The organism is Coleofasciculus sp. FACHB-712, assembly GCF_014695635.1.
Classification (GTDB): Bacteria; Cyanobacteriota; Cyanobacteriia; order Cyanobacteriales; family FACHB-T130; genus FACHB-T130.
In genome coordinates, this window is sequence record NZ_JACJOQ010000692.1 from 1 (window position 1) to 15,332 (window position 15,332).

General features: G+C 42.3%; 15 protein-coding genes. 12 read left to right on the forward strand and 3 right to left on the reverse strand.

All coding sequences use genetic code 11. The features are described 5' to 3' along the window. Positions 1–58: 58 nt before the first annotated feature. The 7 genes from H6F50_RS25800 to H6F50_RS25830 are packed head-to-tail and all read left to right on the forward strand — an operon-like array spanning position 59 to position 7,197. Positions 59–1,252 carry a hypothetical protein gene (locus tag H6F50_RS25800; protein WP_190430904.1) on the forward strand — a complete coding sequence of 398 codons (1,194 nt, stop codon included), beginning with the start codon at positions 59–61 and terminating at the stop codon, positions 1,250–1,252. Positions 1,253–1,254: 2 nt separating this feature from the next. Next, positions 1,255–2,163: a glycosyltransferase family 2 protein gene (locus H6F50_RS25805; protein WP_190430905.1), complete on the forward strand. Its 909-nt coding sequence runs from the start codon at positions 1,255–1,257 to the stop codon at positions 2,161–2,163. A gap of 14 nt (positions 2,164–2,177) precedes the next feature. Then, a complete protein-coding gene (locus tag H6F50_RS25810; protein WP_190430906.1) occupies positions 2,178–2,795 on the forward strand; it encodes an acyltransferase in 618 nt (205 codons plus the stop codon). A 6-nt stretch (positions 2,796–2,801) separates the two neighbouring features. Beyond that, the gene (locus tag H6F50_RS25815; RefSeq protein WP_190430907.1) at positions 2,802–3,533 is read left to right on the forward strand and encodes an acyltransferase; all 732 of its coding nucleotides are present in this window, start codon (positions 2,802–2,804) and stop codon (positions 3,531–3,533) included. Positions 3,534–3,583: 50 nt separating this feature from the next. Continuing rightward, entirely contained in the window at positions 3,584–4,507 is a 924-nt protein-coding gene (locus H6F50_RS25820) for an NAD-dependent epimerase/dehydratase family protein (protein ID WP_190430908.1), read from the forward strand. Then, positions 4,501–5,664, forward strand: coding sequence for a glycosyltransferase family 1 protein (locus H6F50_RS25825; RefSeq protein WP_190430909.1), 1,164 nt, complete (start codon positions 4,501–4,503; stop codon positions 5,662–5,664). The genes H6F50_RS25820 and H6F50_RS25825 overlap by 7 nt, the downstream gene beginning before the upstream one ends. Positions 5,665–5,706: 42 nt before the next feature. Then, complete coding sequence (locus H6F50_RS25830; RefSeq protein ID WP_190430910.1) at positions 5,707–7,197, forward strand: hypothetical protein; 1,491 nt, start codon at positions 5,707–5,709, stop codon at positions 7,195–7,197. 46 nt (positions 7,198–7,243) lie between these two features. Here the strand turns inward: H6F50_RS25830 and H6F50_RS25835 are convergent, their stop codons facing one another. Continuing rightward, complete coding sequence (locus tag H6F50_RS25835) at positions 7,244–7,834, reverse strand: methyltransferase domain-containing protein (protein WP_190430911.1); 591 nt, start codon at positions 7,832–7,834, stop codon at positions 7,244–7,246. Positions 7,835–8,097: 263 nt separating this feature from the next. Here H6F50_RS25835 and H6F50_RS25840 point away from each other — a divergent pair, with 263 nt between their 5' ends. From H6F50_RS25840 to H6F50_RS25850, 3 genes are all read left to right on the forward strand, one after another. Next, positions 8,098–8,970, forward strand: a complete 873-nt coding sequence (locus H6F50_RS25840; protein WP_190430912.1) for a glycosyltransferase family 2 protein — start codon at positions 8,098–8,100, stop codon at positions 8,968–8,970. Then, on the forward strand, positions 8,967–10,169 hold the full coding sequence (locus H6F50_RS25845) for a glycosyltransferase family 4 protein (RefSeq protein WP_190411849.1): 1,203 nt from the start codon (positions 8,967–8,969) through the stop codon (positions 10,167–10,169). The genes H6F50_RS25840 and H6F50_RS25845 overlap by 4 nt, the downstream gene beginning before the upstream one ends. Positions 10,170–10,315: 146 nt before the next feature. Further along, the gene (locus tag H6F50_RS25850) at positions 10,316–11,581 is read left to right on the forward strand and encodes a glycosyltransferase family 4 protein (protein WP_190411850.1); all 1,266 of its coding nucleotides are present in this window, start codon (positions 10,316–10,318) and stop codon (positions 11,579–11,581) included. Here H6F50_RS25850 and H6F50_RS25855 read toward each other — a convergent pair. After that, positions 11,572–12,903 (reverse strand): TIGR03279 family radical SAM protein, encoded by a 1,332-nt coding sequence (locus tag H6F50_RS25855; protein ID WP_190430913.1) that lies wholly within the window; start codon positions 12,901–12,903, stop codon positions 11,572–11,574. The two genes, H6F50_RS25850 and H6F50_RS25855, sit on opposite strands and share 10 nt — an antisense overlap. A 55-nt stretch (positions 12,904–12,958) precedes the next feature. Further along, complete coding sequence (locus H6F50_RS25860; protein WP_190430914.1) at positions 12,959–13,924, reverse strand: undecaprenyl-diphosphate phosphatase; 966 nt, start codon at positions 13,922–13,924, stop codon at positions 12,959–12,961. 382 nt (positions 13,925–14,306) lie between these two features. On the opposite strand from H6F50_RS25860, the gene H6F50_RS25865 reads away from it, so the two are divergent. Then, positions 14,307–14,972 (forward strand): DUF3120 domain-containing protein, encoded by a 666-nt coding sequence (locus H6F50_RS25865; protein WP_199292376.1) that lies wholly within the window; start codon positions 14,307–14,309, stop codon positions 14,970–14,972. 139 nt (positions 14,973–15,111) lie between these two features. Next, the coding region (locus tag H6F50_RS25870) for an FHA domain-containing protein (protein WP_190430916.1) at positions 15,112–15,332 on the forward strand (221 nt) is incomplete at its 3' end.

The window sequence follows — 15,332 nt, forward strand, 5'->3', positions numbered from 1 at the left end:
TTATTCTACGCTCTTGTAATTTATATAAGGCTGCTACAAGAATTAAAGGAATCGTGCAATGATTGAAATAAAACCAAGCATTCAGCACAAATCTACCTGTCCCCACAGCGGTACACTGCTTAATCCTCAAGGTGTTCTTTGGCAGGGAATGCATATTTGCGTAAAATCTAAGTGCGACTCCTGTAATATAGAAATTATTGAAGATTTAGAAGTTGGTCATGCTGTCACTTTTCCTTATCAAATTGATTTAGCAAAAGGCGACGTTTTTGGAAATGAATCCTGTAAGTATTGGTTAGGTGAAAAACTTCTTTACTCTCTGCAAAACCCCCAATCTGAAGAGATTGCGATATCTAAGGAGGTTTTTAAGCAGCATCAACGTGTCATTATCTTAAACTGTATTGATTATCTTTATGGGCATAGTTTGTTAAAGCTGCTTAATGTCCAAAGATATTTAAATAATTACCCAGATTGCGGCTTAATTGTCATCGTCCCAAAGTTCTTGAGATGGATGGTTCCAGAGGGCGTTACAGAAATTTGGACGGTAAATATCCCTTTACAGCAAGGGCAATGCTACTATCCGAAGTTTGACCAATTTATCTCTGATGAATCCAAGCGTTTTGATAAAATTTACGTAAGTAAGGCATATTCTCATCCGAGTCAGTTTGATATTAGTAAATTTACGCGGGTTCCCACTCATAGCTTTGATAAAGATTCAAACCAAATAACCTTTATTTGGCGCGACGATCGGATTTGGTGTAATCCGCTTCTCTTCAAAACCTTGAGAAAATTAAAGATGGTTGATATTGCCCTCAAGCTTCAGAATGAAAGGGTGCAAAAACTATTTTTAAAGATTCGCTCTAAAGTTCCTTTAGCAAAGTTTACGATCGCTGGTTTGGGGAGAAAAACTCAGTTTCCCGACTGGATTGAAGATTTGCGGGTAAACAAGTTTAATTCAGACACTGAGAGGCAAATGTGCCAAGTTTATTCCCAAAGCCGCTTGGTCATTGGTGTACATGGTTCTAATATGCTGTTACCTTCTGGTCATGCTGGTATGACTCTCGATCTGATGCCAGAGGATCGGTGGGGAAACGTGGCGCAAGATATCCTCTATCAAGAGACAGAGCCTCGATTGGCTGCTTTTCGATATCGCTATGTTTCGCTTCAGACTCCTTTAGATGAAATAGGAGCGATCGCTTCCAGTATGCTCCTACATTACTCCGAATATAAACAGAATATGACTGCTGATAAGTGACCATGAAAACTCCCGTTGCTTTGTTAATCTTTAAACGACCTGAGACTACAGCCAAGGTTTTTGAGGTAATTCGTCAGGCAAAACCGCCGAAGCTTTTAGTAGTTGCTGATGGCCCTCGTAGCGATCAACCAGGTGAAGCAGAAAAGTGCGCTGCTGCTCGTGCAATTATTGACACTGTAGATTGGGATTGCGAAGTTCTAAAAAATTATTCAGATGTAAATTTAGGCTGCGGTTTACGTCCAGCTACAGGTATTAATTGGGTATTTGAACAAGTAGAAGAAGCCATCCTTTTCGAGGATGATTGTTTACCTCATCCAACTTTCTTTCAGTTTTGCGAGGAGTTATTAGAAAAATATCGCGATGATGAAAGAGTAATGAGTATTGCGGGAACCAATCTTTTAGGCGAACGGAAGTTACCTGGACAAAGTTATTATTTTTCCTACTTTGGTGGAAATTGGGGTTGGGCATCCTGGCGTAGAGCTTGGAAATATTTTGATTATGACATTAAGCAATGGCCTGAAATTTTCGAGAGTCGGTTCCTAGAAAATTACTTAAGGGTACCAAAACATTATTTGTTTTGGCAAAAAATATTTCAAGATGCCTACCAAAATAAAAACAGATCCTGTTGGGATTATCAATGGTTGCTAGCTTGTTGGCTTCAACATGGATTAAAAATAGTGCCTGAAGTTAATTTGATTACGAATATTGGTTTCGGAGCTAATGCAACTCACACTTTTTCTACTGAAAATCCCTTAGGTAAAATGGGGACGCAAGAAATTAGCTTTCCTTTGAAGCATCCTCCTTTTATGATTCGAGATGTAGAAGCAGATACCTTATTTCAAGAAAACTTTTTTGACAATAGAAGCCTATTTACTAAAGTCAAAAATAAACTTCAAAAAAGTTTTGCTTAAGGAGTAATTACGAGATGAACCCCTTCTCCAAAATTAAGTCTAAAATTAATGCTAATTTAACCAAAAAAAAGTGTGTGATTGGCAACAATTCAAGCGTTTTAGACCACAATTCACTGATAAGCCACGATCGCGATAAAAATAGTATTTTTCTGGGTGAAAACACTTACATCGAAGGTCAATTAATGACTTTTCCTGGAGGAAAAATAAAAATAGGCAATTTCTGTTATTTAGCCCAAGGCTCTAAAATTTGGTCAGACACTTTAATTGAAATAAAAGATAGAACAATCATTGCTCATAATGTAAATATATTCGACAATCAAACTCATCCACTCGATCCGGTAGCGCGTCATCAACAATTCGTTCACATTATCCAAAAAGGCTTTCCTAAAGACTTAAACCTAAATGGAAAACCAGTCATTATTGAAGAGGATGTTTGGATTGCTTGTAACTCAATTATTTTAAGAGGGGTGACCATTGGAAAATGCTCAATTATCGGTGCTGGCTCAGTCGTTACAAAAGATGTCCCTGCTTGGACGATTGTTGCGGGGAATCCAGCCCAGATTATTGGCAAAGTTCCTGAAGGTGAACGGAAGATTTTAAATAGCAAAGAAGTAGTAAGCGATCGCGGGTAAAAATCAATGAAGCGCTTTATAGTATCTAAACTAACAGACGCTCAAATAGACAGGATTAAATGGCTAGGAGGTAACTTAAAAGCCCATTTTAGTAAAAGGCAAAATGTAGGTAAAAACTGTTATATCGATCCATCGGTTCATGTACTGGGGTGGGGTAATGTAAAAATTGGTCAAAATTCAGTTATCGGTTCGGAAACAGTAATTGTCATTAACAAACGAGAAAAAGAAAAAATTTCTGTCATTGTTGGTGATAACTGTTTTATCGGTCGCAGAAACTTTTATAGTGCTGGAGCTTTAATAAAAGTCGGTGACTACAGTTTAATTGGTAATGACTGTAAACTGTTAGGAAGTGGGCACGAATACACTTCTCCGTTTATTCCGTATCACACTGCTTTAACAACTACTGATGGAGTAATAGACATCGGCACAAATTGCTGGCTGGGTGTAGACGTGACTATTTTGAAAGGCGTCCAGGTAGGATACGGCTCAATCATTGGAGCTTCCACCGTAGTAAATTGCAATATTCCCCCATTCAGCGTGGTGGTAGGAAATCCATGTCGAATCGTTAAAAGATTTGATATGCGATCGCAAGAGTGGGTAAGGGCTAAAGATTATTCTGAAGATAGCGATCGATATCTTCCTGGTGAAGATGAATATTTAGCAATATTAAAAAAAAATTTTCCCGCTACTAGAATGCCAACAATCGCTGTTAGCAAGTTCTTCGGGGATTTAGACTAACAAAGTAGGAAGAAAATAGATAATTTTACGAATAAATAAAAAATATTTCCATGAAAACTGTTTTAATTACAGGTGTTACAGGGTTTATCGGGCGATATGTTGCTCGTCAGTTTACAGAAACTGGATGGAGTGTTATTGGGCTGGGAAATCGCCCTCCAGAGAATGCACCTAGACAAGATTTGTTTCGCTATGAACAATTAAATTTGCCTTCTGCGGATCTAGCAAAAATTGTTCAAGAGTTGCAACCGGAAGTTTGTATTCACTGCGCTGGAAGAGCTTCAGTAGAGCTTTCAATTAGCGATCCATCAGCAGATTTTAGCAACAGTGTTGCTGTCACTTTCAACCTTTTAGATACATTACGTCTTTATGTTCCAAAATGTCGTTTAATCTATCTTTCTAGTGCTGCTGTCTATGGAAATCCAGAAACCTTACCCATTCAGGAAAACCAAAGCTTGAAGCCAATTTCTCCCTATGGCTTTCATAAGCTGATGTCTGAGCAACTTTGCGCTGAGTTTTTCCAAGTTTATAACTTACCCACTGCTATAGTACGCATTTTTTCGGGTTATGGGCCAGGACTGAGGCGACAAGTTCTTTGGGATATGTGTCAAAAAGCTTTGACAAACCCCGCACTAAAGTTACGAGGTACTGGCAACGAAAGCCGCGATTTTATTCATGGTAGAGACGTAGCAAGAGCACTTCATCTTCTTGCTGAAAAAGCTAATTTTGAAGCCGAGGTTTATAACCTTGCAAATGGTGTCGAAACAACAATCAAACAATTAGCAGCATTAGTGTTAGCTAAACTAGGGGAAGATATTCCGGTTGAATTTGATAATAGTACTCCTGTCGGAACTCCAATAAACTGGCAAGCCGATATGAGCAAACTTGCCCAAATTGGATTTACCCCTGAAGTAACGATAGAAAGGGGTGTAAACGTCTATGTTCAATGGTGTCGAGCTGAGATTTTAGGATGGTAAAAAATCTACATATTTGCCTCAACATGGTGGGTGGCTCTGGCTGGCTAGGGGGCGTGCTATATATTCAGAATTTAGCTCGTGCGATCGCTACTTTACCAGAAACAGAAAAAGCGAATATCAAGCTAACAATCGCTGTTCACGATAAAGATATAAATTTAATAGAACCAGCCCGGGGTTACGTTAACCAAATTTATGCTACTTCCAAGTGGCAGCGTGCCTATCTAAAAATGTGTAATTTTTTAGCTGAGCGTATCTCTTTCATTCCTCTGGAACTACTAAATCCTCAAAAAATAAATTTTCTTTACCCGGCGATAGCAGGAACCCGCTCACCTTATCAGTGGGGAGGTTGGATTCCTGACTTTCAACACTATCACTTACCCAACCTTTTCTCTCCGGAAGAAATCGCTCAACGTAATCGAGATCATCAACAAATTGCTCACGCTGCTCCTATTATTGTCCTCAGTAGCAATATGGCACAAGAAGACTTTAAACATCTTTATCCGGAAGCAGCTTCTCGAAGTGTTGTAATGAATTTTGTAAGCTGTCCAGCACCTGAATGGTTTGAGTTAGATCCCAAACTAACGCAAGAAAGTTATCAACTTCCAGATAAATTTTTCCTGATCAGCAATCAATTTTGGAAACATAAAGATCATGCTGTGGTAATTGAAGCTTTGGGGCTACTGAAACAACAGGGGCTTACACCTACCGTTGTTTGTACTGGAAGTGCTACTGATTATCGTAATCCTGATTATTACAATTACCTCTTAACAAGAATTGAGGAATTAGGAATTAGCGAACAAGTACGTCTTTTAGGATTAATTCCTCGTGTAGACCAAATTCAGCTCATGAGGAGGTCTTTAGCTGTAATTCAGCCTTCTTTATTTGAAGGTTGGAGTACGGTTGTAGAGGACGCACGTTCTCTTGGTAAACCCATGTTACTTTCTGACTTTCCTGTTCACCTGGAGCAGAATCCTCCTGATTCTTACTTTTTTGAGCGTAGTAATGCGGAACAACTAGCAGCACTGATTGATAAAAGTTTCACTACATTAACACCAGGACCAGATGTAGAAAAAGAAAGTTTAGCTAAACAGGATAATGTTGAACAAATCAAAGGATACGGTAGACGTTTTTTAGAGATAGTACGCAGTGTTGTATAACCAACAAAATTTTATCTAGAATTTTATCTAGGGATTTTTTAGATGTTGAAACGCTCAGAGAAATACTTACATTACGTACTCTTTGATACGCTCAAAGAAAAGAATGTTATTCCTCCAGCCTTTTTCTGGATAGCTGTAGCTACTTTGTATGCAGTAGCGAATGCGCCGAAGAATAGGATAATCATGGCGTTTCAAGCAATTTTCAATCGCCTGCCTCAAGATTGGGTTTCTTCAACTGTTCAAGCAATCGAAAGTCGTTTCAGCCAGGGGGTAATTTATCCAGAAATCCTAGCCAAAACTGCTCCGCAGCAACTAGCTGAGATTACTACTAATTACGGCATAATCCCTATCAAAGGATTTCTCTTTTTTATCGCAACTTTAGTTATTGCATACCCAATTTTAATATCGGTTATTAAGTCGCGTCATTCACTATTTCAGTCTGGGTTTAAAAGAAGAGCGATCGCCTCCTTAGCCATCTTCGCAATTATATCTGTACTCATCGTCCCTTTTCGCTATCCTTTAGGTCCAGGGGTGATGGGTTTAGAGTATGCCATTAGGAGTTTAGAGCCTTTTAGTCAAAATGCCGACTGGTATTATCGACGCTTGTTTATGCTAGCGATCGCTAACTTTATCCACATGAGTGGACCATTCCTATATTACATTTTTTCTCTGGCTTGTACCTATCTTTTAATCTTCTTGACTTTAACCTTTATCGAGTCCAAAATCTTGGGTTCAAAGGAGACTGATGAGGGGCAACAAGAAATTAAATCCAAATCGATAAATTATCAAAAACTTGGTTTATATTACCTTTCAATTGCAACCAGTAGTTATTTAATTTTTAATTGTCAATTTCCGGGCTATGTCGATCAGCTATTTTTTAGCCTGCTATTACTTCCAGCTTGTATCCCTATGACTCGGCAGGGAAGACTCGCAACCCTTGCTTTTGCCTTAGCCACACATGAAGCCAGTGCTTTTGTCTTTATCCCAATTGTTATTTTCTGTTTTCCCAGAAGAGAAATATTAACCGCTTTATCCTTAGTCCCCATTTACTGTTTTATTTGGTTTGCTGGCAGTGGATTTTCTCTGGATAGTCCAGTAAAGGCACACTTGATACTGGAGAATAAGACGGCATTACAGTACTTAGCTGAAAATCCAATGTTGGGATTAGCAGGGTTCTTTTTCTCCTACAAGCTATTGTGGATTATTACCCTGTATATTTTGTGGATACTTTGGCGTCAGGGCGAGACACTTTTGGTAAGTGCGATCGCTTGTATCATTGCATTCCCTATTTCTACAATGTTTTTGATTGTGGATACTAGCAGAAATGTAGGCTATGGTTTCTTTGGAATGTTAATTGCTTTTGCTATCCTGATTCGGGAAGAAAAAGTCTTTTCGGGGCATCTTATATTATTTTATATGGTCATTCTAAATATTATTATTCCTTCATACTATGTAGGTTTAAACACGGGTTTTCAGACTTATATGGGTCTGTATCATCTTATCCCTCTTTTTCCCTCCACTTATGTTCCATAAATATAAAATTTTAGGGTGAGCATTGCCCACCCTACTCATTCAACTATTATTTAATACATTCCATAAATAGGGATTCTGGGCGTTCTTCTCGTTCTGCAATCCCTGCTATTTGACTGTTTCGGTAGTTACATCTAACCACTTCCCGAAATCCAGTATCCAAGAGGATTTTTCGCAACGAATTTTCGTTATAGTGCCAGTGGTGGCGATTTTTTTCTAACGTCTGCGTTGCTTCTAAAAATTCTGTCAAAAATACTTCAGGACAGCTAGGATTGTAGCTCTTTATTAATTGATCGAGGTCTGGAACTGCAACCCGAAATATTCCACCTGGCTTCAGAACTCGATAAACTTCAGAGATACAATTTAAAGCGCCTTCCAAGTATAAATGCTCAAGTACATGAGATGTATATGCGGCATCAACACTATTATCAGACCAGGGAAATTTTTTAGTCAGATCCAGATATGTAAGCTGACGAAAAATTCCTTTTTGATGCTCGTCATATCGTTCTCGATCGAGCTTCCCTACCTTATACATGAGATCAGGTAAAAAGGGGATTTTTGAAACCCAGATATGAGGAGTAATATCTGTATTGATCCAGCCAGAGAAAATGCGGTCAAAAGAGCCTAAATTTAATTTCATTGCCTCAGACATATTGTTGACCTCAGAAAGTGAATTAAGCCGCTATAAACTAGCTTAATAAAAATCAATATCAAGAATATTGAAAATATTCTTTAATTTTAGAAAAGGTAAGCTTAGGGCTTGCTAAATTGTAGAATATAGGTTGACCAAAAAAAGCAATTACGTTGATACATTGTTCATGCTTCTAATTTTAGTATTCCCAAGTTCAGGAATAATATAGCTATTATGACAACTAACATTTATTTTAATAATGTGAGGCGCTGATGGAAAATACTAGCATAGCTGTTCTTATCACTTGCTATAACCGCAAGCAAAAGACTTTAGCAAGTCTAGAGGCACTTTTCAACCAGGTACTCCCAACTAACGTTAATCTTTGGGTCTATCTTGTAGATGACGGCAGCAGTGACGGTACAGCAGCAGATGTCAACCAATATTATCCTCAAGTAAAGATTATCCAGGGAGATGGAAATTTATTCTGGAATGGAGGAATGCGAGTGGCATTTTCTGAAGCCATTAAGCACCCTCATGATTATCATCTCTGGCTGAATGATGACACGCTAATTTACCCAGAAGCTTTAAGTAATTTGCTGACAACCTCTCATCTTTTAGCCTCGCAAGGAAATGCAGCAGCCATTGTAACCGGGGCGACTTGCGATCCGGAGACGAATACGGTTTCTTATGGCGGCGTTGTGAAAAGTACGTGGTGGCATCCCTTCAAATTTCGCTGGCTAGAACCGAGCCAAAAAGCTATACGATGTGACACCATGCATGGAAATTGTGTATTGATTCCTAAAGAGATATTCCAAGCAATCGGAAACTTAGATCCTGACTTTAAGCATTATGCGGGAGACTTCGATTATGGGTTACGCGCGAGACGAAAAGGATATACGGTTTGGCTAGCTCCAGGCTACATCGGAACCTGTTCCGGAAACCCTCTGTACGCAAACTGGATGGATTCTAATTTGCCGATTCGCGAACGATGGCAAAAGGCAGAACAACCTAAAAATTTTACATTTCAAGAAAGGAAGTTATTTGCTCAGCGCCATGCTGGAATTTTATGGCCTATTTATTGGTTGCTGCCCTACAGAAAATTGCTTTTCTCAAGCTTTAGCAAACGGGGACAGGTGGGAACATGAAAATTAGAAATTCTGACGATACAGAATTAAAAGTAGACGATCTCCGCATTGCTATTGCGATCCCCTCAGTCGAATTTGGCTCTTACTGGCGACCTGTTTTGTACGAACTTACGAAAATCTGTAAGAATACAATTTTTTATACTGGCTGTCTTTGGCCGAAATTCGATGCTGATGCTCCAGGAGCTTCCGCAGTTAAACTTGTAGGAAAATTTAAATTTGTAGAGGCAACTCAAGTATCGGGTGGCTATGGTCGCGGTTTTATGGTAGCTTCCCCAAAGATTGTGAATGAGTTACTTGAGTTTAAACCTCATGTTGTTTTTGTCAGCGCTTTTTCTATATGGACTGTTTTAGCACTGCTTTTCAAACCCTTGGGAGGTTGGAAAGTTGTAATCATTTATGATGGCAGTTCGCCGAATACAAATTTTGAAGATTCTAAACTTCGTACCTTTTCGCGTCGTTTAATGGTTAAATTTACAGATGCTTTTATTGCTAATAGTAACGATGGCAAAAAGTATCTTTATAAGGTAATTGGAGCTGAGGAAAGGAGAATTTTTACAAAAACTTATCTGGTGCCTGAACCCCAAGCTTTGCGGGAACGTCTTGAAGCTGCAAAACCTAGTGAACTAAAGCTAAAGCGTCCGGTTTTTCTATTTGTCGGGCAAGTGATTTCTAGAAAAGGAATAAAGTCGTTGTTGGAGGCATGTTCTCTTCTTACAAGTCAGGGATATTCTGATTATTCGCTGGTAATTATTGGGGATGGAGCGCAACGTGAGGAATTGGAAGTTTTTGTTAAAAACAATAATCTAACAGAGCGTGTGACCTGGACAGGATGGTTAGATTACGGGCAACTAGGGGCATATTTTCAGGATGCCGATGTCTTTGTTTTTCCTACCTTTGAAGATGTATGGGGAATGGTGGTGCTAGAGGCGATGGTATTTGGCAAACCCATATTGTGTTCTAAAGGTGCAGGCGCTTATGAAATGGTGATAGAAGGAGAAAATGGGTATTTGTTTGAATCGCAAAACCCAGAAGAAATTGCTGAAGGAATGCGCCGTTTTATAGATAATCCAGAGCTTGCTGCCTCAATGGGAGAAAAATCAAAGCAGTTGATCGGGCAGTACACTCCAGAGGCAGCAGCCAAATCGATGGCAGAAGTAGCAATGAATGTTTTACAAAAAATTCAAATAAATGCCGAATGATATTGAATTGAGACAGCACTTCTAAAATTGCGTTTCTCAGCTTAGGCTGGAAACCATAAAAATAATTTTGGGTAAATGGGTAATTTTGAAAGTGGGTGGGAACTATAGATAGAGAAAACGGCTAATTTTATAAAAGGTAAAAGCCTATGAAAATCCTTCTATCTGCATACGCTTGTGAGCCTGGGTGTGGCTCTGAGGAAGGGGTAGGCTGGAATACAGTTCGGCAAGTAGCAAATCATCACGAAGTTTGGGTGTTAACTCGAATTGGTTATCGTGCAGCAATTGAAGCCGAGCTAGCTTGTCACCCGGTTCCCAATTTACACTTTATTTATTTCGATCCATTTAATTGGACGGAAGATTGGCGAAATAAACAAGGGTTAGTGCAACTTCATTACTACCTTTGGCAAATACAAGCTTATTTTTTGGCAAGGCGGCTCCATCGGGAGATTGGCTTTGACTTGGTGCGTCATGTTACTTATGTGAAACACTGGTCTCCTAGCTTTTTAGCCCTATTGCCAGTCCCCTTCATTTGGGGGCCTGTCGGAGGCGCTGAATCGGCTCCAAAAGCTTTCTGGAAAGATTTTAGTCGGCGTGGCAAGGTTTACGAATTGCTGCGAAACTTCGCTCAATCGCTGGGTGAACAAGATCCATTTGTGCGGCTGACTGCAAAGCGAAGTTGTGTAGGATTAGCAACCACTGAGGAAACGGCAGAACGGTTGCGATCGCTTGGAGTAAAAAATGTCCAAATCGCTTCGCAAGTGGGTTTATCTAAGGAAGAAATTAGTCAATTGGCGCACCATATTGTGCCTGATGATAGTCCCATACGGTTTACTACCGTGGGTCGGCTCATCCACTGGAAAGGAGTCCATCTGGGGATTCGAGCTTTTGCTTTGGCTCAAATTCCCCAAGCAGAATACTGGATTGTGGGAGATGGACGGGAACGGCAACAATTGGAAGCGATCGCTCACTCACTGGGAGTGGCGGATAAAGTTCGCTTCTGGGGCGCTTTACCGCGCCAGGAAACCCTATCTAAAATCGGGCATTGCCACGTCCTCGTTCATCCCAGCCTGCACGAATCTGGGGGATTTGTCTGCGCGGAAATGATGGCGGCGGGGCGTCCAGTCATTTGCTTGGATCTGGGAGGGCCAGCGGTACAGGTAACGGAGGAAACTGGGATTAAAGTGGCTGCGATAAATCCCGAACAAGTCGCACGCGACGTAGCTGCTGCGATGACTCGTTTAGCGGAAGATCCAGCGTTACGGGTGCGAATGGGACAAGCGGGACAAAAGCGGGTGAAGGAAGTCTTTGATTGGGATCTCAAGGAAAGGCTTTTGCTCGATTTGTATGAAAAAAGGCTATCTCAGTCCGCTATCGTCCCTTCACTTGCTAAAGGCTTGACGGATCAAGGGTGAATGCAGGCGTCGATGAGTTCTTCGATGCCATTGATAGGCAAGATGGGTGTACCCAACTCAGTGGCGAGTTGTTCCACAGTCATGTCATCTAGGAAGCAAGAATCGCCGTGTTTTAGCATGACTGAGGGGAGGAGAATGCGATCGCCCAAATCTCTTCCCTTTAGTTTCAGCAAATCTTGACCCGTTAACAAGCCAGTGACGCTAATCTCTTGTCCCCAGTATTCGCTACGCAACGCCGCCAGATTTACTTGCAGTCCTTGCACTTGATTCAGACGTTGCAAGATAGGCTCAAAGGCTTTTTCCACTGCATTCCCCACCACCCAAGTTAATTTTTGGGATGTTTTTAAACGTCGCGGCAATTTTTTCGCGGCAACCTGCTGAAATTCCTTGAGAAATTGGCGAATCGAACCAACCCCATTGCCAATTTGAGGATAGTCTTCGTAGTCTGATTCTGGCGGTAATTCTTGCCCAGCAATTAAAAACCACTCGTCGGCTAACCAGGCAAAAGTCGATCCCATCTGGTTGCGGAATTTCTCCTGGAGTGCCTGGACTTGCAAAATCACTTCAGCGGCTTTCTGGGGCGTCACTGGGGTTAGTTCGTCTTCGGTTGGACGGAAACGTGTCAAACCGACCGGAACCACTGCTACAGAGGCGACAGCCGGGATATCTCCCTGGTGAAAAGAGGCTAAATCCCCCAGGGTAGTCTCTAGGCGATCGCCATCGTTAATGCCAGGACAGAGAACAACCTGGGCATGGATTTGCAGACGCCGTTCTTGAAACCACCGCAGTTGCTGCAAAATCTCAGCGGCGCGGGGATTTTTTAACAGGCGGCTGCGGACTTCTGGTTCGGTAGCATGGATGGAAACGTAGAGGGGAGAGAGGCGCATCTGCTCAATCCTGTCCCATTCCCTCTGGGTGAGATTGGTCAGGGTTAAGTATGAGCCATAGAGAAAGCTGAGGCGGTAGTCGTCATCTTTGAGATAAAGCGATCGCCTTTTACCAGGAGGCTGTTGGTCGATGAAGCAGAAAGGACAGCGGTTATTACACTGAATTAAGCCATCAAATAGGGCAGTTTCAAATTCCAAGCCCAAATCATCGTCGTAGTCTTTCTCAATTTCCACCGAGTGGCTTTTGCCAGCAGTATCTAAAACTTCCAGTTCCAGCACTTCATCAGCACACAAAAACTGGTAGTCGATGAGGTCGCGAGGGCGCATCCCGTTGATGGAAACAATTGCATCTCCCGGTTCAAACCCGACTTCGGCGGCAATGGAGTCGGGGAGAACCTGGGTAATTAAGGCTGGACGAATAGAAATCTCGCTCATAAAACTAGGAGAAAACGGACCGCTTCAGGCACGGAGGGAGCAGAAGAAAAAGTAATTAGATATTCGGGATTAGTTTGACGAAAATCGCGCCTAAGATAGCTATTCCAAATGCTAACCGATACCAAATAAATACCCACGTACTCTGGGTTTGCAGGAAGCGCAGCAGCCACGCGATCGCGAGATAGGAAAATACTCCAGCTGAGATGACTCCTGCCAGCAAAGGCAGCAGTCCACCATCTCCTAGTCCTGTTTCTAAAACACCTTTTAATTCCACTAACCCTGCCAGGGTAATTGCTGGGATTCCTAATAAAAAAGAAAACCGGGCAGCGGTTGCCCGTTCTAAATTCATAAATAGTCCAGCAGTCAGGGTGGAGCCGGAGCGAGAAACGCCGGGAATTAACGCCAAAGCCTGAGCCAATCCCATCAAAATGCCATCTTGAAGTGTTAATTGCTCAAAGTTACGCTTTTTCTTGCCAATGCGCTCGGCAATTCCCAACAATAAAGCCATGAAAATAGAGGCAATCGCGATCGCTGCCATACTCCGTAACGGGGAGTTGTCAAAGTCGGGAATAAACTTTTTGATCAGCAGTCCAAAAAAGAGGATGGGTAAGGTTCCCAAAACGATTCCCAGTGCCATACGGAAGTCGTTGGATTCGTAATTCTTGTGAGCGATCGCCTTGAATGCACCCGTTGTAATTTGCGTCAAATCCCCCCAGAAATACCACAGCACTGCGGCAATACTGCCCAGCTGAATCACGGCGGTAAAGGCGACTCCTGGATCGCCCCATCCTAGCGCCACCGGCACCACCTTCAAATGCGCCGTACTGCTAATGGGCAGAAACTCAGTCAACCCTTGCACCATGCCTAGAACCACCGCTTGAAAGATATTCATCTGAGGTGTGGTTGCGGCAACGGGTGCCACGTCTTGCGCCCTTACCATCGCTTCTAAGGGGAAGGTCAACACAGTGCTGGCAGCACCGACACGAAGAATCGCCAATTTTTTACGTTTTGATACAGCCATGAAATCCTCTAATAAGCAGCATTCCAGACAAGTCACCCTTTCTTCTTTCTTCTTTGCGAGTCACCGGCAGAGGCATCTTGCGCCACTACACATAACACAGGCATTACATAAGACGAGCAATTTTTAGAAAATCTCCGACTCTCAACGCCGAGTTTCTCCCAACTTCCCATTCATTTTCTGCCACCCTACTCCGAAAAGCCACTTGTATTGCTCAATAAAACTCAGCTAAGATTTCTATATCCCCCCCTAGGGCATTTTTCCTGTGATATCGTAAAAGATGTAAACTAAAGTAAAGAATATTAACAAAATCTTGTTTAACGATACCTGGTTTTCTAATTCATCTTCTTCTGTCCCTGGTAATCTCCCCCAGCCAAGTAAAACTCTGTTGGGGTTTTTTGATTGGGGAATCGGCACCCGCCAAGCTTGGTTAGTTTTCGCAGCTGCGTCTTTTCTGGTATCCGTGCCAGTGTTTGTGCAAGCCCCTTTAGTGCGGCTGCTACCAGAACTGAGTTTAGTAATGACAGCCGGGTGGGTTTGGCTGAGCGTGGTTCTCAGACGGCGTCCTGCGACTCATGTGTGGGGAGATTTGCTGCTGGGATTTAGCTGGAGTTGGTTGGCAGGGTCGATTTATTGGGGCTGGCTGCGCTGGGAACCCACGATCCACTTGCCGGTGGAAGCAATTGGTTTACCGTTTGCCTTATGGTGTTTGACCCGCCGTTGGGGTCTTGTCGGCAACCTATTTTATCTTGGCTCCCTGTTTGGCACGGCAGTAACAGATATATACTTCTACTTAGCTGGTTTGATTCCACACTGGCGAACCGTCATGCAAGTTGCACCAAGCGAGGCATCACTGGTTTTTCAAAGTGCGATCGCTCAAGTCAGCACCCCCTGGGGAACCAGTTGGGCACTCGTGCTTCTCGGAATCCTGTTAGGCGTTGGTCTGGTACCATTGCGATCGCGCCAGCTGCATTGGTGGGCGTTTGGTGGAGCCGTTTTGAGTACAATCTTGGTAGACGGTCTGTTTTGGCTGGCTGCTACTATGGCTTAAAAATATCTTGAAAGTGTCCCCTGAAAAATTTATTCATGTCGGGACATCTAGTTACAAAGGTTCCCAAATTACCCATCAAGCTCCAGAAGAAAGCTAAAATTTAACCACTCCATACGATGCGTCGTTGCTTCTCTAGCCTGTGGTGACTTTGCGACCCACTCCTTACTTACTCCTTCGTACCGAGTCCGGCAATCGCTATCTCCCCTTGGTAAGTAGTAACTGCTGGACAGTTGGTCGCAGTGACGACAACAATTTTGTGTTGCCGGATCGTTGGATTTCTCGCAACCATGCAATGTTGCAGTGTACCGAAACCGGCGAGTTCTACCTAATTGACCTAGGAAGTCGCAACGGCTCCTTTGT